Genomic DNA, 25,418 nt, shown 5'->3' with positions numbered 1-25,418 from the left:
AAAGCTGCACCAGGATGGTTCAGGGGATCGTTCCCACGCTCTGCGTGGGAATGCAGCCCGGGACGCTCCGCGTCCCAAAGCGGACGCGGAGCGTCCATTGAGGCGTTCCCACGCGGAGCGTGGGAACGATCGGGGTGAGGGGGAGTATCGGGGGAAGGAGTCAGACCAACAGGTTTTGCAGGGTCGCCAGGCTGTCGGCCTCGTCAACGGTTTTGTCCTGACGCCAGCGCAACATGCGCGGGAAGCGCACGGCGATGCCGCTCTTGTGCCGACGGGAGAGGGCGATGCCTTCGAAGCCCAGTTCGAACACCAGGCTCGGTTTCACACTGCTGACCGGGCCGAATTTTTCCACGGTGGTCTTGCGCACGATGCTGTCGACTTCGCGCATTTCCGCGTCGGTCAGCCCGGAATAGGCCTTGGCGAAGGGCACCAGCGCCCGCGCACTGGCACCGGGCGGGCCGTCCCACACCGCAAAGGTGTAATCGCTGTAAAGGCTGGCGCGGCGACCGTGACCGCGCTGGGCGTAAATCAACACCGCGTCGACGCTGAACGGATCGACCTTCCATTTCCACCACACGCCCATGTCCTTGGTGCGGCCGACGCCGTACATCGCGTCCCGTGCCTTGAGCATCATGCCTTCGACTCCCAGGCGCCTGGAGGCCTCGCGCTGACGGGCGAGGTCAAACCAGTCATCTCCCGTCAGGATCGGCGAGGGTAGCAGCACCGGGTTGTTGCAGCGGGCGATGACCTGCTCCAGTTGCTCACGACGCTTGGCCTGAGGCTGATTGCGCCAGTCTTCGCCTTCCCATTCGAGCAAGTCGTAGGCGAGTACCACCACCGGCGCGTCTTCGAGGATTTTGCGGTCCAACGACTTGCGGCCGATCCGCTGCTGCAACAGCGCGAAGGGTTGCACCGCCGGGGCCTCTGTCGACTGCGGATCGAAAGCGTCTTCGGTGACCGGGCGCTGGTTTTTCCAGACCACGATTTCGCCGTCGATCACCGTGCCATCGGGCAATCCGTGCAGCAGCGTGTCGAATTCGGGAAAACGCTCGGTGACCAACTCCTCGCCGCGCGACCAGACCCACAATTTTCCGTCACGCTTGACCACCTGCGCCCGAATGCCGTCCCACTTCCATTCCACCTGCCAGTTGCTCGGCGGCCCGAGCAGGGCCTCGAAGGTTTCCACCGGTTGCGCCAGCGCGTGGGCGAGGAAGAACGGGTAGGGCTGGCCGCCGCGTTGGGCGTGCTCTTCGCTGGATTCGGGGGCGATCAGTTTCAGGTAAGCGGCAGCGTTCGGCCGGTTGGACAGGTCGGTATAACCCACCAGTCTTTGTGCCACGCGTTTGCTGTCCAGCCCGGCCATGGAGGCAAGGGCGCGGGTCACCAGCAGTTTGGATACGCCGACCCGGAAACTGCCGGTGATCAATTTGATGCACAGCATCAGGCTCGGCCGATCCAGTTGCGCCCACAGTGCGGGCAACTGACGGGCGAGGTATTCGGGGGTTTCACCGCGCAGGGGCAGCAGTTTGTCTTCGATCCATTCGGCGAGGCCGGCCTCGGAGGTGTATGGATGTTCCGGCAACACCAGCGAGATGGTTTCCGCCAGGTCGCCGACCGCTTGATAGCTCTCCTCGAACAGCCATGGCGCCAACCCGGACATTTCGACCGCGAGATCGCGCAGGATCCGCACCGGCACCAGTTGCCGCGGCCGCCCGCCGGACAAGAAGTACACCGCCCAAGCGGCATCCTGCGGTTGCGCCTGGGCGAAGTAGGTCTGCATGGCCGCCAGTTTGGCGTTGCTGGAGGTGGTGGCGTCGAGTTCGGCGTACAACCCGGCGAAGTCTTTCATGGTTGTACCTCGGCAACGGCGGGCGTGGCGGCAGGAAGCTCTTCCTCATCGTCACCGTATTCGGTGTTGAACCCTTGTGCGTCCAGCCCTTTTTCGCGCAGATGGCGCACCAGGACGCCAATCGAGCCGTGGGTGACCATCACCCGTTCGGCGCCGGTCTGTTCGATGGCCCACAGCAGGCCGGGCCAGTCGGCGTGATCCGAGAGCACGAAACCGCGATCGACCCCGCGCCGCCGACGGGGGCCGCGCAAGCGCATCCAGCCGCTGGCGAAGCTGTCGCTGTAATCGCCGAAGCGGCGCATCCAGCTGCTGCCGCCGGCCGAAGGCGGGGCGATGACCAGCGCCTGGCGCATCATCGGGTCGTTCTTTTTCACCTCGCCGGCGTAGATCGTTGGTGGCAGGTAGACCCCGGCCTCGCGGTACACGCGGTTCAGCGGCTCGACCGCTCCGTGGCTGAGGATCGGCCCGAGGGTCTCATCGATGCCGTGGAGAATCCGCTGGGCCTTGCCGAACGAATAGCAGAACAGCACGCTGGCCTTGCCGGCCTCGATGTTGGCCTGCCACCACTGATTGATCTCGGCGAATACCTGCGCCTGCGGCTGCCAGCGGTAGATCGGCAGGCCGAAGGTCGATTCGGTGATGAAGGTGTGGCAGCGCACCGGTTCGAACGTCGCGCAAGTGCCGTCCGGTTCGATCTTGTAGTCGCCGGACGCGACCCAGACTTCGCCGCCGTATTCCAGCCGCACCTGGGCCGAGCCGAGCACATGGCCGGCGGGATGAAAACTCAAGGTGACGCCGTGGTGGGTCAGGCGCTGGCCGTAGTCGAGGGTTTGCAGGTTGATGTCCTGGCCCAGACGCGCGCGCAGAATCCCTTCGCCGGCGCTGGTGGCCAGGTAATGCTGGTTGCCACCACGGGCATGATCGCCGTGGGCATGAGTGATGACCGAGCGCTCGACGGGTCGCCACGGGTCAATATAGAAATCCCCGGCGGGGCAGTACAAACCTTCGGGGCGGGCGATAACAAGGTCCATGGCGTTACCGGAATGGAAGACTTGTTAGCTATGAGGTTGGCGCGAAGTCAGAAGTTCTATTGTTTTTCTGAACTGTCGCATGATCGTTCCCACGCGGACGGTTCGACGCCTCGACGTGGGAACGATCAGGTGGGGATTTACTTGCCGGGGGTAAGCGTCAACCGCGTCTTGCCATACACCCGGTCAAAGTTCTGCGGCTGCATCGGCAAGCCGATGTACTGCCCCTTAAGCCACGGATCGATGCCGTTCAGGTAGTTCGGGCTTACCGGATTCCCGGATTGCCCCGTCCCGTTCTGCCCCATCAGCGGTTCGCTCTGACCGAAGTCGACGATAAAGCGCATCGACGGCGCACGTGTGGTGTTGAAGTCCTGGCCCCAGGCAAATGCCGCCGTGTTCAGGGTGGTATGGTCACCGCCCGCTGCGATGGGCCCGCGAACGGTCTGGCCGTTGGCATTCTTCCACTCGTAACGGTGCAGTTTGCCCCACTGCCAAGCCCGGCGGTCGCCGCCCAATTGGCTGTCGCCGGCGCTGATCGCTGCCGCCAGACTGCGGGCGAGGATCGCCGGTTTGTCTTCTTTTTGCGGGGTGCGGGCGTCGTCCCAGAACGGACTGTCTTCGCGGCCGAGCAAGTGATCGGCTTGGGCGGCGTAGGACAGGTCGCCATTGGCGATAAACGCTTTCCACGCCGGGCTGCTCTGCGGGCCGAGCTCGTCGAGGAAGATCTGCTTCATGCTTTCCTGCAGGAACAGCTCGTAGATCGCCGCGTCGGCGGAGGTCGGGCTGAGCTTGCCGTCGAACGCCATCAAGCGGGTATAGGCTTCGCGGGCCTTGCTGCGCTCGGCTTCCGGCAGTGCGTCGATCGCCTGTTTCAGCGGCTGCGCCATGCCCGGTGCCTCGAACATTTTCTTCAGTTTGGCAGCGAAGGTGGTGGTCTGGTCGTACTGCATGGCAATCACACTGCGACCGTCATGCTTGCCGCTGCCGGCCAGTTCGGCCAGGCGCTCGCCACGTTCCGGCGCCGCCCAGGAATTGGACAGTTGCATGCCGTAGCCATGGGGAATGACCCGCTGGTTGGCGGTGCCGAGCCAGCCTTGGGCCGGATCCTGATCGTACGGGTGCAGCATCGGGTCGGCGTAACCGTCCCAGTCGTAGCGACCTTCCCAGCCCGGCGACGGCAGCAGGCCTTCACCTTCCCGACGGTTCGGGAACCGCCCGGTGACTTGCCAGCCAATGTTGCTGGCGTCGGCGAACACCAGATTCAGCGCGATGGCGCGGATTTCCCGGCTGGCGTCCGAGGCGCGCTCAACGTTCTGGGCGCGGCTCAGATCAAAAAACGCATCGAGCGATTTGTCGTCGGTGAAGCTCGGCGTCTGCAAGGCCAGGCCAAAGCCTGCGCCCTGAGCGGCAGCCTGGGTGCTGTTGAGCAGCGCGCCATGGCGGGTTTCGTACACCGCTTCGCGAATCGGCCGCTGGCCTTTGACGAAGTAGGTTTCGTTGCGCACCGCAACCGGTTGCCACTTGCCGTTGACCTCGTAGGACAACGTGCTGCCCTGACGACGGATTTTTTCCAGGAACAGGTCCTGGTTATCGCCGAGCACGCTGGTCAGGCTCCACGCCACTTTGCCGTTGAAACCGCCGAGTACCATCGGCAGACCGGCCACGGTCACGCCGGCGGCCTGGTATTTCGGCGCGCGAATCTGCACGAAACTCCACAGCGACGGCGCGGCCAGCGGGCCATGGCTGTCGCTGGCCAGCAGGCTCTTGCCGCTGCGGCTGCGCTGCGGGGCGATGGCCCAGTTGTTCGACGACTGAGTGCCCAGCAGGTTGAGGGCGGCCAATTGTTCGCTGGCGTTGCTCAGCTCTGTGAGCCCCGGAATCTGCCCGTTGAGCTTGATGCCTTGCAGCTTGTCGGCCTCGGCCAGCGGCAGGTTTTCGTCGGGAGCGGACGGGGTCAGCCACGCCAGTTTGTCGTTGGTCACGGTCTGCGCCAACACCAGCGAAGCGATTTCTTCCGGCAGGTTGGCCGACTGGCTGAAGTTCAGCAGGCAGAAAATCAGCGCCGAATCTTCCGGTTTCCAGTATTCAGGCTTGTAGCCGCTGGAAGCCAGATCCCCCGGCAGTTTGTCGGCGTAGCGGAACAGGTAGGCGTTGACGCCCCGGGCATAGACTTCGAAGAAACGCTTGAGCCGTGGCGACGAAGCCTTGTACAGCTCGCCGGCGCTTTTCTTCAGGTTGACGGCGCGCATGTAGCGGTCGGCGTCGAGCATCGACGAACCGGACATTTCCGCGAGACGGCCCTGAGCCAACAGGCGCAGGGTGACCATCTGATTGATCCGGTCGCTGGCGTGCACGTAACCGAGGGCGAACAGTGCGTCGTGGAAGCTGTTGCTTTCGATCAGCGGCATGCCCATGGCATTGCGGCGCACCGAAACGTTCTGCGCCAGGCCCTTGAGCGGCTGCACACCGGAGGTCGGCGGGAGGGTGTCCTGGGCGTTCCAGGTCTGACAACCGGTCAGGCTCAGAACACCGGCCACTGCTGCGGCAACGCCGAACCGGGGAAGAAAATGTGAAAGGGCTGGCGAGGCCATGGCAAAGCTCCTGCGGGGTGTAGAGGCTGGGGGCGCAATAAAGCCGCTACGTTAGTGAGCAGGAGGGGGCCGCGCAAGCGGGGCGAGCGGTTATTTCTTACCGCTCACGCAGATCGTTCCCACGCTATGCGTGGGAATGCAGCCCGGGTCGCTCTGCGGCCCAATTCCACGCGGACGGTTCGACGCCTCTACATGGGAACGATCAAGGCAGGTCAGGACTTCGGCGGATTGATCTTCTGCACCAGCGCGTAGGCCTTCACGGTCGCCGGGCGATCCTTGATGTGGTTGAACCAGCGCTGCACGTTCGGGAAGTCTTCGAGGTTCTGGCTCTGCCATTTGTGCGAGACGATCCACGGGTAGATCGCCATGTCGGCGATGCTGTATTCGCTGCCAGCGACGAACTCATTGTTGGCCAGTTGCTTGTCCAGCACCCCGTACAAACGGGCGGTTTCATCGACGTAGCGCTTGATCGCGTAGGGGATTTTTTCCGGCGCGAACTGGCTGAAATGATGGTTCTGCCCGGCCATCGGCCCCAGCCCGCCCATTTGCCAGAACAGCCATTGCAGCGCCACCTGGCGGCCACGCAGATCCTTGGGCAGGAACTTGCCGGTCTTTTCCGCGAGGTACAGCAGGATCGCCCCGGACTCAAACAGCGACAACGGCTCGCCGCCATCGGCCGGCTCATGATCGACGATGGCCGGGATGCGGTTGTTCGGGGCGATTTTCAGAAAGTGCGGCTGGAACTGCTCGCCTTGGCTGATATTGATCGGGTGCACGTCGTAACGCAGGCCCGCTTCTTCGAGGAACAGGGAAATCTTGTGGCCGTTGGGCGTGGTCCAGTAATACAGGTCGATCATGGAAAGCTCCAAATCAGGAAAATGGCTTGCGTGCGGACAGCAAACGCCGGCTTCAGGTTGTCCTGTGTGCGTTCGATAGCTTGCTTAGTCACAGGAGGTGATGCTCAAGTACGGGAAATTCAATGACCCCGCGTGAGAAAAATCGCCATGGAGCTTCAGGCCAACGCTGCACTGATCATCATCGACCAGCAAAAAGGCATTCTGCAGCCGCGTCTGGGGCGGCGGAATAATCCGTTGGCCGAAGAACGAATCCTCGACGTGCTGAACTTCTGGCGGCGCAGCGGTCGGCCGGTGATCCACGTGCAGCACTTGTCGCGCTCGCCGGATTCGGTGTTCTGGCCCGAGCAGTCAGGCGTGGATTTTCAGGAAAGGTTTCTGCCGCAGGACGGCGAGTGGCTGATTCAGAAACAGGTGCCGGATGCGTTTTGTGCGACGGCGCTTGAGGCGAAGTTGCGTGAGGCGGGGATGGGACAGTTGATCATTGTCGGCGTGGCGACGAACAACTCGGTGGAATCCACGGCGCGCACGGCGGGCAATCTGGGGTTTGACGCGTGGGTGGCGGAGGATGCGTGCTTTACCTTCGACAAGGCCGACTATTTCGGCACGTTGCGTTCGGCTGAGGAGGTGCATGCGATGTCGCTGGGGAATCTGCACGGGGAGTATGCGACGGTGGTCAGCAGTGCCGGGATTCTTGAGGCAGTCTGATACTGATCGGGGAGTGCGCCGGCCTCATCGCTGGCAAGCCAGCTCCCACATTCGACCGAGTTGCTCCTGATGGAGCGCGATCCTTGTGGTAGCGAGCTTGCTCACGAAGGCGGTATCTCAGGCGAAGATGCTCTCCGCCCAAGGCATCAAGCGCCGTGGCACTTCTTGAATTTCTTGCCGTTGCCGCATGGGCAAGGGTCGTTGCGGCCAACGTCTTTCAGGGCGTTGCGCACCGGTTCCTGGTGGGCGTGGCCGCAGTTCGGGCCGTGGACATGGCCATGGTCGTGATCATGGTGATGGTCATGATCGTGGTTGCAGTCTGGGCCATGGACATGAGGTTGCTGGGTCATCGGGGTCACTCCGTAATCAAATCGGCGGGGATTATCACGCCATTGCGCGCCAGGTGCACGTAGTGCGCGATGAATAAACCGGTTTCCATCTCGCCCTCCAGTCGGTAGGGAATCTGCTGGTTGGGGTTTTTCAGCATTTTCACCACCTCTTTGACCTTCGGCCACAGGTTGGTACGGATCGGCACCTTGTAAAACGCGCTGCTTTTGGGGTTCACCGTGATCCAGTGTTCGTGCTCGCCTTCGGCCAGCAGCATGTCGGCCAGGTGTATGCGGTATTCCAGACCGCGCACGGTCAGGTCGCTGTCGTTGGGGTTGTCGATGCGAAAGTGCAGAATGAATTTCTGTTCCAGCAACTTGGCGCGCACCACTTCGACTTTCACCAGGTGCACGGCGGGGTCGCGGGTGTCGTCGGTAAACCACGACGCACAGCCGCCGAGCCCCGAGAAGCTGATCCCCAAGAGCATGAGCAGTGAGAAAGCCTGAAATGTGCGCCAATGACCGAGCATGGTTTAACTCCCTTTGCTGCCCAGTCTAGCTTCAGCTGCCGAAATACCCCGCGCAGCATTTCTTGAACTTCTGGCCGCTGGCGCACGGGCAGGCGTCGTTGCGGCCCAGCTTCAGTTGCACGGTCGGGTCGATGAAGTACCAGCGCCCGCTGTTCTGCACGAACGACGAGCGTTCGCGGTGGCTGTGTTCGCCCTGACCGTCATGCCAGCGTGCGGTGAAGGTGACGAACGCGTGTTCCGGCTGACCGCCGAGCACTTCCGAGCTTTCCACGTCCAGACCGAGCCAGGTGCTCTGGGCGCTCCAGTCGCTGATCGACTGGCGATCCAGCCCCGCTTGCTGGGCGGGCAGGGTGGTCGCCACCAGATAATCGATCAGGCCCAGCACGTAGGCGCTGTAGCGCGAACGCATCAGGGCTTCGGCGCACGGGGCCGGGTGGCCGGCGTGATAGTGACCGCAGCAGGCATCCAGCAGGTTGCCGCTGCCGCAGGGGCAAATGGCTGTACTCATTGCATTACCACCAGTATTTCCCGAAGTTTTCCGGATTGGCCCAGAACCGTGAGTTGAGCCAGTCGGGGACTTGTTTGTAGTCAAGCAGATCGTAGGTGAAGAGTGTCAGTACCTGCTCGTCGCGGGCGAAGCGTTCGCTGGCCTGCAGGGCCAGTGAGTAAAAATCGGTCTCCTGCCAGCCGCTGGCCGGCAGATCCGCCAGCACGGCGATGCGGCTGGCGTTGAGGTTGCGGATCCCGCCCAACAGATTCAGGCCGTCACGCTTGGGCAAATGTTCCAGGCAATCGACCACCAGCGCCAGGTCGAAACGCCGGGCCGCCAGTTCCGCCGGCAACGCACCGGGCGCGGCGTGCGCGACGCAGGTGTCCGGGTGCGCTTCCTTGAAGGCAGCCAGCGCCGGGAACTCGCTGGCGCCGATCAGCAGCAGACGTGCCGGGGCGTAGCGGTCGAGCAGGGCGGCCAATGCCTGCTGTGGCGTGCGGGAAGAAATGGCGACGTTCATCGAAGCTCCTCAATCAGAGCGCCAAGACTAGCCTGCCCGGACGCCAAGGCCTAGATCTCTGTCCTGCGGGTTTGCGGCAAATTCGTCGAAGTCCCGTGAACAGGCGCACAAACAGCAATGGCCTATTGCTGGCGGAGATTAAAACTCCGGTCTTTACTCCCTGAATCGGTTCTAAGCCGATCCCTCAGGAGAAAACTAGATGAGCATAGTTCGGACAGCATTACCCTTGGTTCTGCTAACCAGTGTGTTGACTGGTTGCGCAGGTTTGCAGAAAACCGACTGGCCGACCTGTGCGGCAGTCGGTGGTGTCGTCGGTGCGGGTCTCGGCGCGACCGAAAGCTCCGCATGGGCGGGGTATGGCGCGTTACTCGTCGGCGGTACGGCAGCAGCCTATTGCTGGGTTCACGGTGATGGCGACGAAGACGGCGATGGTGTGCCGGACAGTCGCGACAAGTGCCCGGGCACGCCTAAAGGCGTACAGGTCGATGCTGACGGCTGCCCTCCACCAGCCCCTGCGCCAGTGGTCGAAGAAGCTGTAGTGGTCAAGGAAGAAACCATTGTCATCCGCGATGTTCACTTCCAGTTCGACAAGGCCACGCTGACCCCGGCTGACAAGCTGGTCCTGGATAAAGTCGCTTCGCGCCTGAAACAGGAATCCAGCACGGCGCAACTGACCGTGACCGGCCACACCGACAGCGTCGGCAGCGATGCCTACAACCAGAAACTGTCGGATCGCCGCGCGCACTCGGTGGTCAAGTACCTGGTCGAAAGCGGCGTACCGCAAAGCAGCTTCGTGTCGGTGACCGGTGCCGGTGAAAGCCAGCCGGTGGCAGACAACAAAACTGCCGACGGTCGCGCGCTGAACCGTCGTACCGAAATCAAAATCAACCGCTAGCCCCCTCGCATCCGCGGCTTGTGCAGTCGCGGATGCGGGTCTTTACTCCTGTGTAACCGGTATGGGCCGGTGACACAGGAGCTTTAACGATGAGTGTTCTTACAAGGTCCGTCTTGCCGGTTCTGCTGCTGGGCAGCCTGTTGACCGGTTGCGCCACCCACAGCGATGGCACCGCTCCCCTCAATCAACGTACCTGGCCGATCTGCAGCCTTATTGGCGGACTGGTCGGCGGCGGTCTCGGCGCGCTCGAAAGCAGCGGTTGGGCCGGCGGTGGCGCTGCGCTGGGGATCCTCACCGGCGGATTGATCTGCTATGCCCAGGATGGCGATGAAGACGACGACGGCGTGTTCGATCGCCGCGACCGTTGCCCCGATACCCCGGCCAACACCCCGGTCGACCACCGTGGCTGTCCGCTGCCGCAATACCCGGTCACCGAGAAACCCGCCGAACCGGCCCCGCAAACCGAAGTCATCACCCTCAACGATGCCGGCAACGTGCTGTTCGACTTCGACAAGTCCGATCTGAAACCGGCCGCTAAAAGCCAGCTGGACACGCTGATGGACAAACTGCGCAATGCCGACGTGGTGAGCATCAAAGTCATCGGTCACACCGACAGCAAGGGTTCGGATGCTTATAACCAGGCACTTTCGGAGCGCCGCGCCAGCAGTGTGGCGGAGTATTTGCTGAGCCAGGGCCTGGCGCCGGACAAACTCACCAGTGAAGGGCGTGGCGAGAGCGAACCGGTCGCCGATAACAACACGGACGAGGGGCGTGCGCAAAACCGTCGGGTGGAACTGCACATCAATCGTTAGGATGCGTCTGTAGTCCGCAGGCTAGAGCTGTCGGTCGATGAACATCGTCGAACCGGCAGCCATCCGGCGGTGGATCGGTTTTTTTCATTTTTCCCTCTGGCTTATCCCCTGCAGAAGCCGTTACTGTGCGCCCAAAGAATAATTCGCAACACGGGGGAGCGTATGAAGGTGTTCTTTGGGCTGGGGCGATTGTTGACCCTGCTGTTCTGCTGCGTGGTGCTGGCCAATCAGCTGGTGCCGTTTGTTCATCCGCTGCACCTGCTGGTCAATCTGGCCGGCGGTCTGCTGCTGGCGATCCATGTGCTCGAAGTGCTGCTGTGCAATCGCAGCCTCAAGGGCCGTCCGCACCCTTGGCGTGATCGCGGCCGCATCCTGTTGTTCGGCGTTTTCCACCTGCAAACCATCCCGGCCCCGGCCGCTCCGGAGGCTTCCCATGCGTAAACTCTGCCTGCTCGCTGCATTCATCAGTCCATTGGCCTGCGCCCAGGTGGTCAGCGTCGAAACCAATTCCCTGATGCGTCTGCCCAACACCGCCAGCACCTTGCAACTGGAGAAACTGGTGGTCGCCGATTACGGCACCTTGCTGATTCCCTCGAACGTGACCGAGCTGAGTGTCGGCGAATTGCGACTGGGCCATGAGGCGCGCATTGCCATTGTGCCAAGCGAACAGGCGCTGGATATGAAAGTCATCCGCGCTGAGCTCGCCGAGGGCAGCCAGATCACCGCCCGTGGTGCCCCGGGCACCTACGAAAAAGCCGCCCGCGCCGGGCGCAATCTGAATCTGCAATTCAAGGCGTTGAATGCGCCGAAACTGGTGGTCGATGCCCGTGGCGGCACCGGTGCGCCGGGGTTTGTCGGTCTTGATGGCGCTAACGGTCAAGAGCCGGGATGCACCTGGGGTCAGGCGGGGCACGGTTTTGATGGCAGCAACGGCAGCGACGGTCAGCCGGGTGCACCGGGCGCACTGGTGCGTCTTGAAGTACCGCGCGAGTTTCCGGCCGAGTTGATCAAGGTCGAAGTTGCCGGCGGTGCCGGTGGCCCGGCCGGTCCTGGCGGCAAACCGGGGGCGGGTGGCAAGTCCAAGGGCTGCCTGGTCTATCGCGCCGATGGCGGCAAGAGCGGCAAACCGGGGGCCGACGGGCAGCCGGGGCCTGCGGGTGCGGCGGGGTCTGTCACCGTACAGCGCTTGTAATCGATTGCACCTACCCTCTACGTTGATCGTTCCCACGCTCCGCGTGGGAATGCCTCAAGGGACGCTCCGCGTCCAGTGACGCGGAGCGTCACGGGCTGCATTCCCACGCAGAGCGTGGGAACGATCAGGTAAAACGCGCTTGTCAGAACGAGGGCCGCGCAGCCGCCACCGCCACCAGCACGACCCCGACCAGCAGATTGAACCCCACCACCTTGCGAATCCGCCCCAGCACTGCCGCACCGGCCGGCCAGTCCTTCGCCTGCACCGCCGTGCGCAGTTCCGGCAGCATCAAGGCCTGAATCCGGATGAACAGCGCGGTCATCACCACATACAACCCCATCATCACCTGTACATAGCGCGGCGCGTTATCGAAGGCGATGTGTTGCAGGTGCAGCATGCCCACTCCGGTCACCGGCAGCAGAATCACCGCCCCCCACACCCAACGAAAAAAACCTTGAAACACTTCCACCCAGAGCGTCAGGCGCCCGGGGCCGTCCAGGGCCTTCATCGCTGCAGGGCGCAGCACCATCCAGGCGAAAAACATGCCGCCGACCCACACCAGCGCGGCCAGTACATGGATGGGGTAAACGAGGCTAAAAGGTGTCATTGGGGTACTCCGATCTGCGCAGGATTGATTCGCGGGGTATGATAGCCCCCCATCCGAACCACTGAAAATTTATCCAGCGTTTTTTGCGCCCGACACTCAATGATCAGCACTGAACTCAAAACCACGATCCAGGGCGCCTACTCGCGTTTTCTAGAGGCCAAGAGCCTCAAACCGCGTTATGGCCAGCGCCTGATGATCGCTGAAGTTGCCAAGGTCCTCGGGGATATCGACACCGACGACGAAGGCCGGCGCAGTGGCGACCCCGCGATTGTCGCGGTGGAAGCCGGCACCGGTACCGGCAAAACCGTGGCCTATAGCCTGGCGGCGATCCCGACGGCGAAACTGGCCGGCAAACGCCTGGTGATCGCCACCGCCACCGTCGCCCTGCAAGAGCAGATCGTCTACAAGGACTTGCCCGACCTGATGCGCAACAGCGGGCTGAATTTCAGCTTCGCCCTGGCCAAGGGCCGTGGCCGCTACATGTGCCTGTCCAAGCTCGACATGCTGTTGCAGGAAGGCCATGCGCAGACCGCCACAGCCCAGCTTTTCGAAGAAGAAGGCTTCAAGATCGAGGTCGATGAGGCCAGCCAGAAGCTGTTCACCAGCATGATCGAGAAGCTTGCCGGCAATAAATGGGACGGCGACCGCGACAGTTGGCCCAACGCGCTGGAAGACGCAGACTGGGCGCGCCTGACCACCGATCACAGCCAGTGCACCAACCGTCATTGCCCGAACTTCGGTCAGTGCGCCTTCTACAAGGCCCGCGAAGGCATGGGCAAGGTCGACGTGATCGTCACCAACCACGACATGGTGCTGGCCGATCTGGCGCTGGGCGGCGGGGCAGTCTTGCCCGATCCGCGCGACACCATCTATGTGTTCGACGAAGGCCATCACCTGCCGGACAAGGCCATCGGTCACTTCGCCCACTACACGCGCCTGCGTTCCACCGCCGACTGGCTGGAAACCACCGCCAAGAACCTCACCAAGCTGCTGGCCCAGCACCCGCTGCCGGGCGACCTCGGCAAGCTGATCGAGCAGGTGCCGGAGCTGGCGCGGGAGATCAAGACCCAGCAGCAGTTCATGTTCACTGCCTGCGAACAGATCGCCGATTTCAAGCCCGGTGAAGACGTCGAAGGCCGCGAACGTCCGCGTCATCGCTTCATCGGCGGGGTGATTCCGGAACACATGCGCGAGATGGGCATCGAGCTGAAAAAAGGCTTTGCCCGCCTCAACGACCTGTTCACCCGCCTGACCGATCTGCTCAAGGAAGGCATGGACGGCGAGGTCAACATCGGCATCGCCAGCAATCAGGCCGAAGAATGGTACCCACTGTTCGGCAGCCTGTTGTCCCGTGCCTCCGGCAACTGGGAGCTGTGGACCGCGTTCACCGCCGAAGACCCGGAAGACAACCCACCGATGGCCCGCTGGCTGACCCTGGCCGAAAGCGGTTCGCTGTTCGACATCGAGGTCAACGCCAGCCCGATCCTCGCCGCGGAAACTCTGCGCCGCAGCCTGTGGAACGTGGCCTACGGCTGTCTGGTGACTTCGGCGACCTTGACCGCACTCGGCACGTTCGACCGTTTCCGCATGCGCGCCGGTCTGCCGAAAAAAGCTGTCACCGCCGTGGTGCCGAGCCCGTTCCATCACGCCGACGCCGGCGTGTTGCGGGTGCCGGACCTGAAGGCCGACCCGCGCGATGCCGCCGCCCACACCGCCGCGATCATCCGCGACCTGCCGGAACTGGTCGAAGGCTCGTGCGGCAGTCTGGTGCTGTTCTCGTCGCGCAAACAGATGCAGGACGTGTTCGACGGCCTCGACCGCGACTGGCGCAAGCAAGTGTTCATTCAAGGCAACCTGTCGAAACAGGAAACCCTGAACAAGCACAAGGCGCGGGTTGATGGCGGCGATTCCAGCGTACTGTTCGGCCTCGCCAGTTTTGCCGAGGGCGTGGACTTGCCGGGCGCCTACTGCGAACACGTGGTGATCGCCAAGATCCCGTTCTCGGTGCCGGACGATCCGGTCGAAGCCGCACTGTCGGAATGGATCGAAGCCCGGGGCGGCAATCCGTTCATGGAAATCTCCGTGCCCGACGCCTCGCTGAAGCTGGTTCAGGCCTGCGGTCGTCTGCTGCGCACCGAAGAAGACCGCGGCACCATCACCTTGCTGGATCGGCGGCTGGTCACCCAGCGCTACGGCAAGGCGATCCTCAATGCGTTGCCTCCTTTCCGTCGTGAAATATCCTGAGACATCGGTGGGCAGTTTTGCCCGCCGCGCTGTCTATCTCTCTGTCACTGCTTTTCCATTGGCCCTTGCGGGTCGTTAGGGAGAATTCCGTTCTCATGATTCGTCGTTCGTTGCCTGCCGTTTTTGCCCTGGTTTTCGCTGGCCCCTTGCTGGCGGCACCTGCTGGCCAGCAGACCCTGTTCAACTTTGTCCGCCCCGCCGATGTGGTGAAAGTGGCGACCGAAAACGCCGACCTGCCGCAAGCCAACGCCGAGCAGACCCCCGAAGGCGAAGTGCTGCGGCGGGTGACGTTCAATCCGACGGCCCGCCCGACCTTGCGTCTGTCCCCGCAGACCGGTGCCTGGGACTGGTCGCAGTCCGGGATGATGAGCCTGCGCATCCAGAGCGCGATGAACTGGGCGGTGACCGTCTACGTACAAATCCAGAGCAATGACGGCAAGACCCTGGTCAGCCGCGTTGACCTGCCGGCCGGCTCGGCGCAGACCTTGCTCGTGCCGTTGACCGCGACCTCGCCACTGAGTCAGGGCATGAAAGCCGGGCCGGTGATGCCGATGATGATCGACGGGCAGCGCATCCTGCTGGCGAGCAGCAGCGGTGAGCTGGATCGCAGCCAGGTGGTGTCGGTCAGCCTGTCGATGGATCAGCCGAAAGCCGCGCAAAGTCTGCTGCTCGAGCGCTTTGGCGTGCAGGACGAAGGCGAGGTGATCAAATCCGCCTACGGCAATCTGGTGGACGCCTATGGCCAATCGACTCGCGGCAAGTGGCCGGAGAAAGTCGCCAATGACGAACAACTGAAATCCGCCGCCGCCAAAGAACAGCAACAACTGAGCACCTGGCTGGCCGAGCGCGAAAAGTCCTCGCTGGACAAGTTCGGTGGCTGGAGCAAAGGCCCGGCGTTCAAGGCCAGCGGTTTCTTCCGCACTGAGAAACGTGACGGCCGCTGGTATCTGGTGACGCCCGAGGGCCATCCGTTCTATTCCCTGGGCGTGAACACCGTCAGCCCCGAGGTCAACCAGACCTACGTGGCCGGCCGCGAGTACATGTTCGAATCCCTGCCAAAACCGGAAGAGCCGCTGGCCAGCCACTTCGGCGAGGGTGATAACCGTGGCGGCAACGGCGCCGATCAGGGCCGTGGCTACAACTTCGGGCGTTGGTACGACTTCTACGGCGCCAACCTTCAGCGCCTTTATGGCGAGCCATGCATCCCGGATAGCGGCAACAAGGCCGGTGTCGCCGAAGCCGCCAAGGCTGGCGCCGCCGAAGAGGCGGCAACCAACGCCAGTGCACCGGTAGCCGCCTCCGAACAGCCGAAAGCCGGGGTCGCCGAGTCGGCAGCCACCAGCGGGCAAAGTGTCGCGACGCCGTGCAAAAACACCGTCGACGAGCAAAAGTGGGCCAGCCACACCCTTGATCGCCTGCAAGCCTGGGGCTTCAACACCGTCGGTAACTGGAGCGCCCCCGTCCTCGGTAACGCGGAGCGCATGCCGTACACCTTGCCGCTGTCGATCGTCGGCGATTACACCAGCATCAGCACCGGTACCGACTGGTGGGGCGGCATGCCTGATCCGTTCGATCCGCGTTTTGCCATGGCCACCGAGCGTGCCGTGGCCATTGCCGCCCGCGATCATCGTGATGATCCGTGGCTGATCGGCTACTTCGCCGACAACGAACTGGCCTGGGCCGGCCCCGGCGATGATCCGAAATCCCGTTACGCGCTGGCCTACGGCACCTTGAAAATGACCACCGACGTTCCGGCCAAACGCGCATTCCTCAAGCAGTTGCGCGACAAGTACCGCAATCAGGCGGGGCTGTCGAAGGCCTGGGGCATTGATCTGCCGGCATGGGAATTGATGGAAGACCCGGGTTTCGAGGCGCCGCTGCCGAATCCTGAGCATCCGGAAATCGAAGCCGACTTCAAATACTTCCAGAAGGTCTTCGCCGACACTTACTTCAAGACCATTTCCGACTCGCTGAAATGGCACGCGCCGAACCAGTTGCTGCTCGGCGGCCGTTTCGCCACCAGCACCCCGGAAGCCGTGGCGTCCTGCGCCCAGTATTGCGACGTGCTGAGCTTCAACATGTACACCCTGCAACCGCAGGACGGTTATGACTTCGCCGCGCTGCGCAACCTCGACAAACCGGTGCTGATCACCGAATTCAACTTCGGCTCCACCGACCGTGGCCCGTTCTGGGGCGGCGTGACCCCGTTAAGCAAGGAAGAAGATCGCGGCCCGGCCTACGCCAACTTCCTCAAACAGGCGCTGAGCGAACCGTCGATTGTTGGCGTGCACTGGTTCCAGTATCTGGACCAACCGGTGACCGGGCGCCTGCTCGATGGCGAGAACGGTCACTTTGGTCTGGTCGGAGTCACTGATCTGCCGTTTCAGGGCTTTGTCGAAGCGGTGCGCAAAAGCAACCTGGCGACCGTCGATCAGTTGAGCAAAGAGGCGCAGAAAGCGGCTGCCGCAGCGGACAAGGCCGGCCACGAAACCGAAGGCGGCCGCAAGGCTGACGCCGGCAAAGGCCCGGGGCAGGGCGCAGGCCATGCAGGCGGGCATTCCGGCAACGGTCACTGATCATTCAAAACCTGAAGACCGCCCGGCCCGCAGCGGTTCCCAAAAGCCTCTTGGGCTGGAACAATGCGGGCCACTTTGTAGAGCGTTTTCGCGGGGGAGTTGCGGGTGCAGATTCAGGGACATTACGAGCTTCAATTCGAAGCGGTGCGCGAAGCCTTCGCCGCACTATTCGACGATCCCCAGGAACGCGGCGCCGCGTTGTGCATCCGGGTCGGCGGTGAAACCGTCCTCGACCTCTGGTCCGGTACCGCCGACAAGGACGGCGCCGAGGCCTGGCACAGCGACACCATCGCCAACCTGTTCTCCTGCACCAAGACCTTCACCGCCGTCACCGCGCTGCAACTGGTTGCCGAAGGCAAGTTGCAGCTCGATGCGCCGGTCGCCCGTTACTGGCCGGAATTCGCCGCCGCCGGCAAGGAGTCCGTCACCCTGCGCCAACTGCTTTGCCATCAGGCCGGTCTGCCGGCCCTGCGCGAGCTGTTGGCGCCTGAAGCGCTGTACGACTGGCAAACCATGGTCGACGCCCTCGCCGCCGAAGCACCGTGGTGGACGCCGGGCACCGGTCACGGTTATGCCGCGATCACCTACGGTTGGCTGATCGGCGAATTGCTGCGGCGTGCCGACGGTCGCGGGCCGGGGGAGTCCATTGTGGCGCGGGTCGCCAAACCGCTGGGGCTGGATTTCCATGTCGGTCTGGCCGACGAAGAATTCCATCGTGTGGCGCACATCGCTCGCGGCAAGGGCAACACTGGCGACGCTGCCGCCCAACGCTTGCTGCAAGTGACCATGCGCGAGCCAACGGCCATGACCACCCGGGCCTTCACCAATCCGCCGTCGGTGCTCACCAGCACCAACAAACCGGAATGGCGACGCATGCAGCAACCGGCGGCCAACGGCCACGGCAATGCCCGCAGCCTCGCCGGGTTCTACGCCGGTCTGCTCGACGGCAGCCTGCTGGAAAGCGAAATGCTCGACGAACTGACCCGCGAACACAGCCTCGGCGAGGACAAGACCTTGCTGACCCGCACCCGTTTCGGTCTCGGTTGCATGCTCGATCAACCCGACGTGCCGAACGCCACCTACGGCCTCGGCCCGCGTGCATTCGGCCATCCGGGGGCGGGCGGTTCCATCGGTTTTGCTGATCCGGAGCACGATGTGGCCTTCGGATTTGTGACAAATACCCTGGGGCCGTACGTCTTGATGGATCCGCGCGCGCAGAAGCTGGCGCGGGTACTAGCCACTTGTCTGTAAAGCGTCGTCCGAGGTTCCAGGGCCGGAACCTCATGGCGATTTTCGTTTCAAAGCGTCTGTTTATCCGGGCGAAAGTCCTCTGATTGTTCACTAATTATTTTTGTGGGTTTCCAATGTCGTCCAAACAAACTCTCGCCCTGGCCCTGTGTTTCGCAATCACCGGTTGTGCACAGACTCCGAAGAACGATGCCGATGGCGGCAGCTGGTGGCCGTTCGGTTCTTCCGACAAAGTTGCAGCCAAGGAGCCGGCTCCGGCGCCTGCCCCATTGAAACCGGCCGCCACCGCGCCTGTGGCCAAGGCCGAGAGCAGCAATCCGTGGTACTGGCCGTTTGGCTCGGACGACTCGGCGGCAGCCAAGCCAGAAGTGAAAGCTGAAGCCAAGCCCGAAGCAAAACCGGTCGAAGTCGCCAAGGCAGAGGCCGACAAGGGTGGCAAATGGTGGTGGCCGTTTGGTGGCAAGGAGCAGGGCACTGCCAAAGTCGTGCCGATGCCCGATCCGAAAGTGACCCAAGCGTGGCTGGATGACTACGAACCGCGCCTGCGCACCGCGATCAAGGACAGCAACCTGCAACTCGAACGCCGTGAAAACGTGCTGGTCGTGACCGCGCCAGTGGAAGGCTCGTTCAACCCGGATCGTCCGGCGATGCTGCTGCCAGTGACCCTCGGCCCGTTCACCCGCGTGGCGAAAATCCTTGAAGCCGACCCGAAAACCGCCGTACTGGTGCTCGGTCACAGTGACACCACCGGTGCCGCTCCGGCCAACATCAAGCTGAGCCAGGAACGCGCCCAGGCCGTGGCGGCAATTTTCCGTCTCAGTGGTCTGCAGCGTGACCGCCTGATGCTGCGCGGCATGGGCTCCGAAGCACCGCGTGCTGCCAACGACAGCGTTGAAGGCCGTGCCCTGAACCGCCGCGTCGAACTGCTGGTGACGCCGCAAAACACCATGGTCGCGCTGCTGAGCAAATACAACATGCCAGCACCTAAGCCAGTGACGATGGTCGCCGCCCAGGACGTCAAGCCTGCCGCCAAACCGGTGACTCCGGCGCCGGCTGCTAAGAAAGCCGCTGTACCGGCCACCAAAAAGGCTCCGGCCAAGAAAGCTGCTGCCAAGGCTCCAGCGAAAAAGGCCCCGGCCAAGGCTCCGGCGAAAAAGACCGCGCCCGCCAAAGCCGCCGCAACCGACAAGAAAGTCGCTGCGACCGATACCACTAAAAAGTGATCCGCTAACGAAAAGGAATGCGCCGTGACCCAGTCTCTGGCAGATATGCGTCGTGATTACACCCGGGATGGCCTGACCGAGGCGCAAGCCCCGGCGGAGCCCTTTGCGTTGTTTCACCAGTGGTTTGCCGAAGCGGTGAAAACCGAACAGGCGCCAGTGGAAGCCAACGCCATGACCCTGGCCACGGTGGATGCGAATGGCCGTCCGCATTGCCGCATTCTGCTGCTCAAGGGGCTGGACGAGCAGGGCTTCACCTTCTTCACCAACTACGAAAGTGCCAAGGGCCAGCATCTGGCGGCGAACCCGTTTGCTGCCATGACATTCTTCTGGCCGACTTTGGAGCGCCAGGTGCGGATCGAAGGGCGGGTGGTGAAGGTCACGCCCGAAGAGTCGGATGCGTACTATCAGGTGCGACCGCTGGGGAGCCGACTCGGCGCCTGGGCTTCACCGCAGAGCCGGGTGATCAACGGCCGGGGTGAGCTGGAAGATTTGCTCAAGGCGACCGAGCAACGCTTCACCGACACTCAGCCTCACTGCCCGGAACACTGGGGTGGCTACCGCTTGCTCCCCGAGCGCATGGAATTCTGGCAGGGCCGCGCGAGCCGCCTGCACGATCGCCTCAACTACCGTGTGCAGGGCGCCAACTGGATTCTTGAACGTCTGGCACCCTGAGCAGTCTACCGAGCGGGATAGTCTGCCGCAGCGGCTTGGAGCCACTTCGGCAGGTCCCGGCGCTTGATCTTCTGCGCCTGAGCCTGCTCCAGACGTTCGAGCATGAACGCGCGTTTGCCTTCATCCTTGCCGGCCAGTGACAATGCCAGATCGCGATCCATCCAGCGTTTGATCCGCACATACAGCCACCAATGGAAGTACAGGCCGGCGGCTGTGGTGACGACAATGATGAAGTAATCCATGGAAATCCTTGGGTCGGCGGCGCAGGAAATGGAATTTGGCGCTACTGTTGGGGAGTTCGCGGGTGCCTGTACCGGGCCTGAATGAAAGCAACTTTATCCGGGCGACGCCGTGACAGGCGTCAAGCTGCGGAGTTTAATGAATACCTGTCCTTTGGAGTTGATGCTATGCGTAAGTCTGTTCTGCTGGTTGCTTCCTTTTCCACGATGGCGATGTTGCTGACCGGCTGCCAGTCGAGCCTGACCGGTGACTCCTACTCCCGTGACGAAGCGCGTCGCGTGCAGACGATTCGCATGGGCACCATCGAATCCCTGCGTCCGGTGAAAATCGAAGGCACCAAAACCCCGATCGGTGGTGCTGCCGGTGCAGTGGTTGGCGGTGTTGGCGGCAGTGCCATCGGCGGCGGCAAAGGCAGCATCGTTGCAGCCGTTATCGGTGCCGTGGCCGGCGGCCTGATCGGTTCGGCCACTGAAGAAGGCCTGACCCGCACTCAAGGTGTTGAAATCACCGTACGTGAAGACGACGGCAGCATGCGCGCCTACGTGCAGCAAGTGCAGGAGAATGAAGTGTTCCGCGTGGGTGAGCGGGTACGGATTTCCACCGTTGGCGGGACCAGCCGCGTTTCGCACTAATCGCGAACGAGCGGTAAAAGAAAACCCCGATCAGGTGACTGGTCGGGGTTTTTTTATTGGTTGTTTACGAGCCCGCCCGAGTGCCAATGAAATATTCCAGGCCTTTCGGAAAGTCGACTTTCAAAAGCTCTGACGCCTGCCTGACCTGACTTTCAGTCATCTCCAGCTCTCCTGGTTCAACTTCCTCAAGAGTTTTGGATTCAGTGATTTGCGCTAATGCTTGGCTCAGTTCGTAATCTTTTACCTTGAGCTCGAATTGCAATGAGTCATCCTGCTTCTCATCCGGGAAAAATCCGGTGATCGATAAATAGCGCATCTTTCTCTCTTCAGTGAGTTATCTGGGAGTCGTTCTGCCTGGCTTTGCTTTTTTTGTTCGCTCTCCCGTCAAATGATTGAATTCTCCCAAATGAATTCCCAGCTTGTCGTACAGCTCTATAGCGCCGGTTTTGGAGTCCCATTCATATATCCGGCCTTTTCCATCAAGCCAGCGGGCTCTCTTTTTTCCACCACCTCGCACTGAGGCCTTTGACTTCACCCTTTGAGTGTCGGGGAACGCAGGAAGCGTTTCGGGATCATCGTAGTACTTATGGTCTCCAGGTTTGCTGACAACAATGTACAGCGGCCGAACCCCGGACTCCGCCGGAAACACCAATATGAAATCCCGATACTCCGGTGGATAAACCGGATTCACCAGAATCCCGTCCGCCGCTTTCGTCGGCGGATACACCCAGATATGCGGCGCCTGCGGAGCAGCCTCCAGTGCAGGAATACCGAGGATGTCGGAACCGTCCACAGCAGGCGTCCAGACCAGCTCAACACCTTCACCAAGGTCTGCAACAAACCGGCTATCGCGTGCCGCGAACTGCACGACATCAACCATCTCCCAGTCGCGATTCTTGCCGGTATAGAAGCCGTAACCCTTAAGGCTGCCATCGGCCTGCTGTTCAACACGCAAGCGCACGCGGGTTCGGGCCTGTTTGAGGGCGAGTAACTGGTCTTCGGTATAGAGCGCGCTATCGCCCAGGTTCGAGGGCATGAACATCGCCACCAGCCCGAGCAACGGGCTGATGACGGCTGCAGAGGCCATCGCGGGCAATCCCTTGACCGCCTCACTGGCAAGGGCAAAAGTGCCCAGCCCCGCAGGAATGGCAGTGCCGCTGATTTTCTTGAGTTCAACCCCACCGCTGTCATTGGCCTCACGGCCACCGAGCAAAATCAGCTCGCCGTAATCCTTCAGGCTGTCAGTCGGCACCATCCCCGCAGGATTCGAGTAATCGATGATCGCGTCCGGCAGCTTGCAAGACTTGGCGAATACGCAGCCCGCGCGCACCGGCTCAGGCTTGTTCACCGCGACCTCACGGCTGCGCTCGAAGGCGTCCTGTCTCGCCAGCATGGCGTCGTACTTGTCTTGTCGGTCTTGCTGATCGGCCAGTTCGGTAGCCGTCATATAGCGGTAGGAGACGTGATGCCCGTCGCCCGCCGGTGGGTTGGGAACCCGGGGAATGACCTTTTGAACAGCCACTGATTGTCCTTTCGTTCATGCATCGGCAGCCCCTCGAAAGGGGCTGCACGAAGTTAACGAAGCAGGAAAATCGTGGCTGTAGGACGTATCTCTAAAGACGTGGGGATTGTTCGCTACGGCTATCGCAACGCGGTGTTCGTTCTGCTCGCCGCCAACGTCACCGCATAACCGATCAATGCCGCAAACACCGACCCGGTGAGAATGCCCATCCGGTCCATCCCGGCGTATTCACTGGAGCCCGGCACGAAGGCGAGTGAGCCGACAAACAGGCTCATGGTGAAGCCGATCCCGCAGAGGATCGCCACGCCCAGCACCTGGCCCCAATTGGCGCCCTGAGGCAGGGCGGCGATGCCGATTTTTACGGCGAGCCAGGTCAGGCCGAACACGCCGAGGGTCTTGCCCAGCAGCAGGCCGACGGCGATGCCCATCGGCACGTGGTGGGTGAAGCTCTCGACAGTCACGCCGCTCAGCGACAGACCCGCGTTGGCGAAGGCGAACAGCGGCAGAATGCCGTAGGCCACCCACGGGTGCAGCGCGTGTTCGAGGGTCAGCAGCGGCGAAGGCTCGGCATTCCTGGTGCGCAGCGGGATGCAGAACGCCAGGGTTACGCCGGCCAGCGTCGCGTGGACACCGCTCTTCAGTACGCAGACCCAGAGGATCAAACCAATGATCATGTACGGCCCGAGTTTGACCACGCCGAGCCGGTTCATCGCTACCAGCGCCGCGATGCACGCGGCCGCGAGGCCCAGCGACAGGGTCGAGAGCTCGCCGGAATAGAAAATCGCGATGATCACGATCGCGCCAAGGTCATCGATGATCGCCAGGGTCATCAGGAACAGCTTCAGCGACACCGGCACCCGCTTGCCGAGCAAGGCCAGCACGCCAAGGGCGAAGGCGATGTCGGTGGCGGTCGGAATCGCCCAGCCGTCGAGGGCTGCCGGGTTGTCACGGTTGAGGAACCAGTAGATCAGCGCCGGCACCAGCATGCCGCCAATTGCGGCCGCACCGGGCAGGACGATCTGCGACGGTTTAGACAACTGACCGTCGAGCACTTCGCGCTTCACTTCCAGGCCGATCAGCAGGAAGAACAGCGCCATCAGGCCGTCGTTGATCCACAGCAGCAGGGGTTTGGCGATTTTCAACGCGCCGATCTGCGCCACCACCGGCGTGTCGAGCAGGCCGTTGTACAACCACGACAGCGGCGAGTTGTTGATGATTAGAGCCAGGATGGCTGCGGCGATCAGTAACAGACCGCTGGCAGCTTCCAACTGAAAGAAACGCGTGAAAGTGCTACGCAGAGGCAAGGTCGCTCTCCATCGATAAAGTCAAAAGGTGGCACACCCTAACCCGTACCGTTAGTTGTTAAAACAAAAGTTATATTCTTTTTTGTTATATATGGTTACAGGGCGCCGGCCAACGTGCAGGAGAGCCTAGCAGTTGCCCAAGGTATTGAAGTTCAGCTGTATCTGTCGGTGCTGTAGGTTTTTTCCTAAGCTTGGGGCTGAGCCTGTGAAGGCATTTTTGCCCGATTCAACGAGAACAACAGCCATGAGCGACAACCGACAGTGGGCCCGCGAAGCCATCCGGATCATCGAAGCGGACTTCCAGCGCAGCGCCGACACCCACCTGATCCCCTTGCCGTTGCCGGGCTTTCCGGGCATCGAGTTGTACTTCAAGGACGAGTCCAGCCACCCGACCGGCAGCCTCAAGCATCGGCTCGCCCGCTCGCTGTTTCTCTACGCCTTGTGTAATGGCTGGCTCAAACCCGGCGCGCCGGTGATCGAGGCGTCCAGCGGTTCGACGGCTATTTCCGAAGCGTACTTCGCACGCATGCTCGGCCTGCCGTTCATTGCGGTGATGCCGGCGAACACCTCCAGAGAGAAGATTGCGCAGATTGCGTTCTACGGTGGCCAGAGTCATCTGGTGGACGATCCGACCCAGATCTACGCCGAATCCGAACGCCTGGCCCGCGAGCACGACGGTCACTTCATCGACCAGTTCACCTACGCCGAGCGCGCCACCGACTGGCGGGCGAACAACAACATCGCCGAATCGATCTTCCAGCAAATGCGCTACGAACAGCATCCATGCCCGGCCTGGCTGATCTCCAGCCCCGGCACCGGCGGCACCACCGCGACCCTCGGGCGTTACGTGCGTTACCGCCAGCACTGTACCCGCGTACTGTGCGCCGATGCCGAGCGTTCGGTGTTCTTCGACTTTTACCAGACCGGCGATGCCAGCCTGCGTCTGGACCACGGTTCGCGGATCGAAGGGATCGGTCGGCCGCGGGTAGAAGCGTCGTTCCTGCCGAAGGTAATCGATGCGATGGTCAAGGTGCCGGACGCCTTGTCGCTGGCGGCCATGCATTACCTCGCGCAGCGTCTGGGCCGGCATGTGGGTGGGTCAAGTGGCACCAACCTGATCGGCGCGCTGATGGCGGCGCAGCAGATGAAAGCAGCGGGGGAGTCAGGCTCGATCGTGGCGATCCTGTGCGATGGCGGCGAGCGCTATGCGGACACGTATTACGATCAGGCGTGGCTCAAGGCGCAGGGCTATGAGCTGGAGGGATTGATGGCGGCCGTAGCGGCGAGTGCCGAGCAGGGTGAGGCGCTGCCGGCTTCAGTGTTGCGCGCAAATATTTGAGTCACCGGTAACCAAT

At 62.2% G+C, this 25,418-nt stretch carries 25 protein-coding genes; 12 read left to right on the top strand and 13 right to left on the bottom strand.

Features of this window, described 5'->3' with window-relative positions:
- Positions 1-160: 160 nt before the first annotated feature.
- From AWU82_RS20985 to AWU82_RS20970, 4 genes are all read right to left on the bottom strand, one after another.
- Entirely contained in the window at positions 161-1,849 is a 1,689-nt protein-coding gene (locus AWU82_RS20985; protein ID WP_064382919.1) for an ATP-dependent DNA ligase, read from the bottom strand.
- On the bottom strand, positions 1,846-2,880 hold the full coding sequence (locus AWU82_RS20980) for a ligase-associated DNA damage response exonuclease (protein ID WP_064382920.1): 1,035 nt from the start codon (positions 2,878-2,880) through the stop codon (positions 1,846-1,848). Before AWU82_RS20980 ends, AWU82_RS20985 begins: the two co-directional genes overlap by 4 nt.
- Positions 2,881-3,017: 137 nt before the next feature.
- Positions 3,018-5,468, bottom strand: coding sequence for a penicillin acylase family protein (locus tag AWU82_RS20975; RefSeq protein ID WP_064382921.1), 2,451 nt, complete (start codon positions 5,466-5,468; stop codon positions 3,018-3,020).
- 212 nt (positions 5,469-5,680) lie between these two features.
- Complete coding sequence (locus tag AWU82_RS20970) at positions 5,681-6,325, bottom strand: glutathione binding-like protein (RefSeq protein WP_064382922.1); 645 nt, start codon at positions 6,323-6,325, stop codon at positions 5,681-5,683.
- Between the two features lie 147 nt (positions 6,326-6,472).
- Here AWU82_RS20970 and AWU82_RS20965 point away from each other — a divergent pair, with 147 nt between their 5' ends.
- On the top strand, positions 6,473-7,030 hold the full coding sequence (locus AWU82_RS20965; RefSeq protein WP_064382923.1) for a cysteine hydrolase family protein: 558 nt from the start codon (positions 6,473-6,475) through the stop codon (positions 7,028-7,030).
- 146 nt (positions 7,031-7,176) lie between these two features.
- On the opposite strand, the gene AWU82_RS20960 is transcribed toward AWU82_RS20965, so the two are convergent.
- Genes AWU82_RS20960 through AWU82_RS20945 form a run of 4 tightly spaced genes read right to left on the bottom strand, consistent with a single transcriptional unit; the run spans position 7,177 to position 8,896 of the window.
- Entirely contained in the window at positions 7,177-7,380 is a 204-nt protein-coding gene (locus AWU82_RS20960) for an SEC-C metal-binding domain-containing protein (RefSeq protein ID WP_003198420.1), read from the bottom strand.
- A gap of 5 nt (positions 7,381-7,385) precedes the next feature.
- On the bottom strand, positions 7,386-7,886 hold the full coding sequence (locus tag AWU82_RS20955) for an LEA/WHy family protein (protein ID WP_064382924.1): 501 nt from the start codon (positions 7,884-7,886) through the stop codon (positions 7,386-7,388).
- A 31-nt stretch (positions 7,887-7,917) separates the two neighbouring features.
- The gene (locus AWU82_RS20950) at positions 7,918-8,394 is read right to left on the bottom strand and encodes a YchJ family protein (protein WP_064382925.1); all 477 of its coding nucleotides are present in this window, start codon (positions 8,392-8,394) and stop codon (positions 7,918-7,920) included.
- A 4-nt stretch (positions 8,395-8,398) separates the two neighbouring features.
- Entirely contained in the window at positions 8,399-8,896 is a 498-nt protein-coding gene (locus tag AWU82_RS20945; protein WP_011332778.1) for a DUF6231 family protein, read from the bottom strand.
- 199 nt (positions 8,897-9,095) lie between these two features.
- Here AWU82_RS20945 and AWU82_RS20940 point away from each other — a divergent pair, with 199 nt between their 5' ends.
- The 4 genes from AWU82_RS20940 (at position 9,096) to AWU82_RS20925 (ending at position 11,795) form a co-directional block, all read left to right on the top strand.
- Positions 9,096-9,791: a PA1041 family peptidoglycan-binding anchor lipoprotein gene (locus tag AWU82_RS20940; protein WP_011332779.1), complete on the top strand. Its 696-nt coding sequence runs from the start codon at positions 9,096-9,098 to the stop codon at positions 9,789-9,791.
- An 89-nt stretch (positions 9,792-9,880) separates the two neighbouring features.
- On the top strand, positions 9,881-10,603 hold the full coding sequence (locus AWU82_RS20935) for a PA1041 family peptidoglycan-binding anchor lipoprotein (RefSeq protein ID WP_064382926.1): 723 nt from the start codon (positions 9,881-9,883) through the stop codon (positions 10,601-10,603).
- Positions 10,604-10,765: 162 nt separating this feature from the next.
- Complete coding sequence (locus tag AWU82_RS20930) at positions 10,766-11,044, top strand: DUF1145 domain-containing protein (RefSeq protein ID WP_064382927.1); 279 nt, start codon at positions 10,766-10,768, stop codon at positions 11,042-11,044.
- Entirely contained in the window at positions 11,037-11,795 is a 759-nt protein-coding gene (locus tag AWU82_RS20925) for a hypothetical protein (RefSeq protein WP_064382928.1), read from the top strand. The genes AWU82_RS20930 and AWU82_RS20925 overlap by 8 nt, the downstream gene beginning before the upstream one ends.
- 142 nt (positions 11,796-11,937) lie before the next feature.
- Here the strand turns inward: AWU82_RS20925 and AWU82_RS20920 are convergent, their stop codons facing one another.
- On the bottom strand, positions 11,938-12,402 hold the full coding sequence (locus AWU82_RS20920) for a CopD family protein (protein WP_064382929.1): 465 nt from the start codon (positions 12,400-12,402) through the stop codon (positions 11,938-11,940).
- 99 nt (positions 12,403-12,501) lie between these two features.
- On the opposite strand from AWU82_RS20920, the gene dinG reads away from it, so the two are divergent.
- The 5 genes from dinG to pdxH all read left to right on the top strand — a co-directional run bounded on the left by dinG (position 12,502) and on the right by pdxH (position 20,365).
- Entirely contained in the window at positions 12,502-14,646 is a 2,145-nt protein-coding gene (dinG, locus tag AWU82_RS20915) for an ATP-dependent DNA helicase DinG (RefSeq protein WP_064382930.1), read from the top strand.
- Positions 14,647-14,741: 95 nt separating this feature from the next.
- Positions 14,742-17,222, top strand: coding sequence for a beta-galactosidase (locus AWU82_RS20910; protein ID WP_064382931.1), 2,481 nt, complete (start codon positions 14,742-14,744; stop codon positions 17,220-17,222).
- A gap of 105 nt (positions 17,223-17,327) precedes the next feature.
- A complete protein-coding gene (locus AWU82_RS20905; protein ID WP_011332785.1) occupies positions 17,328-18,473 on the top strand; it encodes an EstA family serine hydrolase in 1,146 nt (381 codons plus the stop codon).
- 113 nt (positions 18,474-18,586) lie between these two features.
- The gene (locus AWU82_RS20900; protein WP_064382932.1) at positions 18,587-19,693 is read left to right on the top strand and encodes an OmpA family protein; all 1,107 of its coding nucleotides are present in this window, start codon (positions 18,587-18,589) and stop codon (positions 19,691-19,693) included.
- Positions 19,694-19,717: 24 nt separating this feature from the next.
- Positions 19,718-20,365, top strand: a complete 648-nt coding sequence (gene pdxH / locus AWU82_RS20895; protein ID WP_064382933.1) for a pyridoxamine 5'-phosphate oxidase — start codon at positions 19,718-19,720, stop codon at positions 20,363-20,365.
- Positions 20,366-20,370: 5 nt separating this feature from the next.
- On the opposite strand, the gene AWU82_RS20890 is transcribed toward pdxH, so the two are convergent.
- Complete coding sequence (locus AWU82_RS20890) at positions 20,371-20,607, bottom strand: hypothetical protein (RefSeq protein ID WP_064382934.1); 237 nt, start codon at positions 20,605-20,607, stop codon at positions 20,371-20,373.
- Positions 20,608-20,772: 165 nt separating this feature from the next.
- Here AWU82_RS20890 and AWU82_RS20885 point away from each other — a divergent pair, with 165 nt between their 5' ends.
- Positions 20,773-21,237 carry an outer membrane lipoprotein gene (locus AWU82_RS20885; RefSeq protein WP_007969461.1) on the top strand — a complete coding sequence of 155 codons (465 nt, stop codon included), beginning with the start codon at positions 20,773-20,775 and terminating at the stop codon, positions 21,235-21,237.
- A gap of 64 nt (positions 21,238-21,301) precedes the next feature.
- Here AWU82_RS20885 and AWU82_RS20880 read toward each other — a convergent pair whose 3' ends face one another.
- The 3 genes from AWU82_RS20880 to nhaA form a co-directional block, all read right to left on the bottom strand.
- Positions 21,302-21,553 carry a pyocin S6 family toxin immunity protein gene (locus tag AWU82_RS20880; protein ID WP_011332788.1) on the bottom strand — a complete coding sequence of 84 codons (252 nt, stop codon included), beginning with the start codon at positions 21,551-21,553 and terminating at the stop codon, positions 21,302-21,304.
- A gap of 18 nt (positions 21,554-21,571) precedes the next feature.
- A complete protein-coding gene (locus tag AWU82_RS20875; RefSeq protein ID WP_064382935.1) occupies positions 21,572-22,759 on the bottom strand; it encodes an S-type pyocin domain-containing protein in 1,188 nt (395 codons plus the stop codon).
- Between the two features lie 119 nt (positions 22,760-22,878).
- Positions 22,879-24,063, bottom strand: a complete 1,185-nt coding sequence (gene nhaA / locus AWU82_RS20870; protein WP_064382936.1) for a Na+/H+ antiporter NhaA — start codon at positions 24,061-24,063, stop codon at positions 22,879-22,881.
- 244 nt (positions 24,064-24,307) lie between these two features.
- On the opposite strand from nhaA, the gene AWU82_RS20865 reads away from it, so the two are divergent.
- Positions 24,308-25,402, top strand: a complete 1,095-nt coding sequence (locus AWU82_RS20865) for a PLP-dependent cysteine synthase family protein (protein ID WP_064382937.1) — start codon at positions 24,308-24,310, stop codon at positions 25,400-25,402.
- Positions 25,403-25,418 lie beyond the last annotated feature (16 nt).

The organism is Pseudomonas glycinae, assembly GCF_001594225.2.
Classification (GTDB): domain Bacteria; phylum Pseudomonadota; class Gammaproteobacteria; order Pseudomonadales; family Pseudomonadaceae; genus Aquipseudomonas; species Aquipseudomonas glycinae.
This window is presented reverse-complemented; position numbering and strand designations above follow the sequence as displayed.

What these genes read in the sequence shown, in the direction of transcription:
- AWU82_RS20985 (WP_064382919.1), bottom strand. Translation starts at nt 1,849, where the DNA reads ATGAAAGACTTCGCCGGGTTGTACGCCGAACTCGACGCCACCACCTCC.
- AWU82_RS20980 (WP_064382920.1), bottom strand. Translation starts at nt 2,880, where the DNA reads ATGGACCTTGTTATCGCCCGCCCCGAAGGTTTGTACTGCCCCGCCGGG.
- AWU82_RS20975 (WP_064382921.1), bottom strand. Translation starts at nt 5,468, where the DNA reads ATGGCCTCGCCAGCCCTTTCACATTTTCTTCCCCGGTTCGGCGTTGCC.
- AWU82_RS20970 (WP_064382922.1), bottom strand. Translation starts at nt 6,325, where the DNA reads ATGATCGACCTGTATTACTGGACCACGCCCAACGGCCACAAGATTTCC.
- AWU82_RS20965 (WP_064382923.1), top strand. Translation starts at nt 6,473, where the DNA reads ATGGAGCTTCAGGCCAACGCTGCACTGATCATCATCGACCAGCAAAAA.
- AWU82_RS20960 (WP_003198420.1), bottom strand. Translation starts at nt 7,380, where the DNA reads ATGACCCAGCAACCTCATGTCCATGGCCCAGACTGCAACCACGATCAT.
- AWU82_RS20955 (WP_064382924.1), bottom strand. Translation starts at nt 7,886, where the DNA reads ATGCTCGGTCATTGGCGCACATTTCAGGCTTTCTCACTGCTCATGCTC.
- AWU82_RS20950 (WP_064382925.1), bottom strand. Translation starts at nt 8,394, where the DNA reads ATGAGTACAGCCATTTGCCCCTGCGGCAGCGGCAACCTGCTGGATGCC.
- AWU82_RS20945 (WP_011332778.1), bottom strand. Translation starts at nt 8,896, where the DNA reads ATGAACGTCGCCATTTCTTCCCGCACGCCACAGCAGGCATTGGCCGCC.
- AWU82_RS20940 (WP_011332779.1), top strand. Translation starts at nt 9,096, where the DNA reads ATGAGCATAGTTCGGACAGCATTACCCTTGGTTCTGCTAACCAGTGTG.
- AWU82_RS20935 (WP_064382926.1), top strand. Translation starts at nt 9,881, where the DNA reads ATGAGTGTTCTTACAAGGTCCGTCTTGCCGGTTCTGCTGCTGGGCAGC.
- AWU82_RS20930 (WP_064382927.1), top strand. Translation starts at nt 10,766, where the DNA reads ATGAAGGTGTTCTTTGGGCTGGGGCGATTGTTGACCCTGCTGTTCTGC.
- AWU82_RS20925 (WP_064382928.1), top strand. Translation starts at nt 11,037, where the DNA reads ATGCGTAAACTCTGCCTGCTCGCTGCATTCATCAGTCCATTGGCCTGC.
- AWU82_RS20920 (WP_064382929.1), bottom strand. Translation starts at nt 12,402, where the DNA reads ATGACACCTTTTAGCCTCGTTTACCCCATCCATGTACTGGCCGCGCTG.
- dinG (WP_064382930.1), top strand. Translation starts at nt 12,502, where the DNA reads ATGATCAGCACTGAACTCAAAACCACGATCCAGGGCGCCTACTCGCGT.
- AWU82_RS20910 (WP_064382931.1), top strand. Translation starts at nt 14,742, where the DNA reads ATGATTCGTCGTTCGTTGCCTGCCGTTTTTGCCCTGGTTTTCGCTGGC.
- AWU82_RS20900 (WP_064382932.1), top strand. Translation starts at nt 18,587, where the DNA reads ATGTCGTCCAAACAAACTCTCGCCCTGGCCCTGTGTTTCGCAATCACC.
- AWU82_RS20890 (WP_064382934.1), bottom strand. Translation starts at nt 20,607, where the DNA reads ATGGATTACTTCATCATTGTCGTCACCACAGCCGCCGGCCTGTACTTC.
- AWU82_RS20885 (WP_007969461.1), top strand. Translation starts at nt 20,773, where the DNA reads ATGCGTAAGTCTGTTCTGCTGGTTGCTTCCTTTTCCACGATGGCGATG.
- AWU82_RS20880 (WP_011332788.1), bottom strand. Translation starts at nt 21,553, where the DNA reads ATGCGCTATTTATCGATCACCGGATTTTTCCCGGATGAGAAGCAGGAT.
- AWU82_RS20865 (WP_064382937.1), top strand. Translation starts at nt 24,308, where the DNA reads ATGAGCGACAACCGACAGTGGGCCCGCGAAGCCATCCGGATCATCGAA.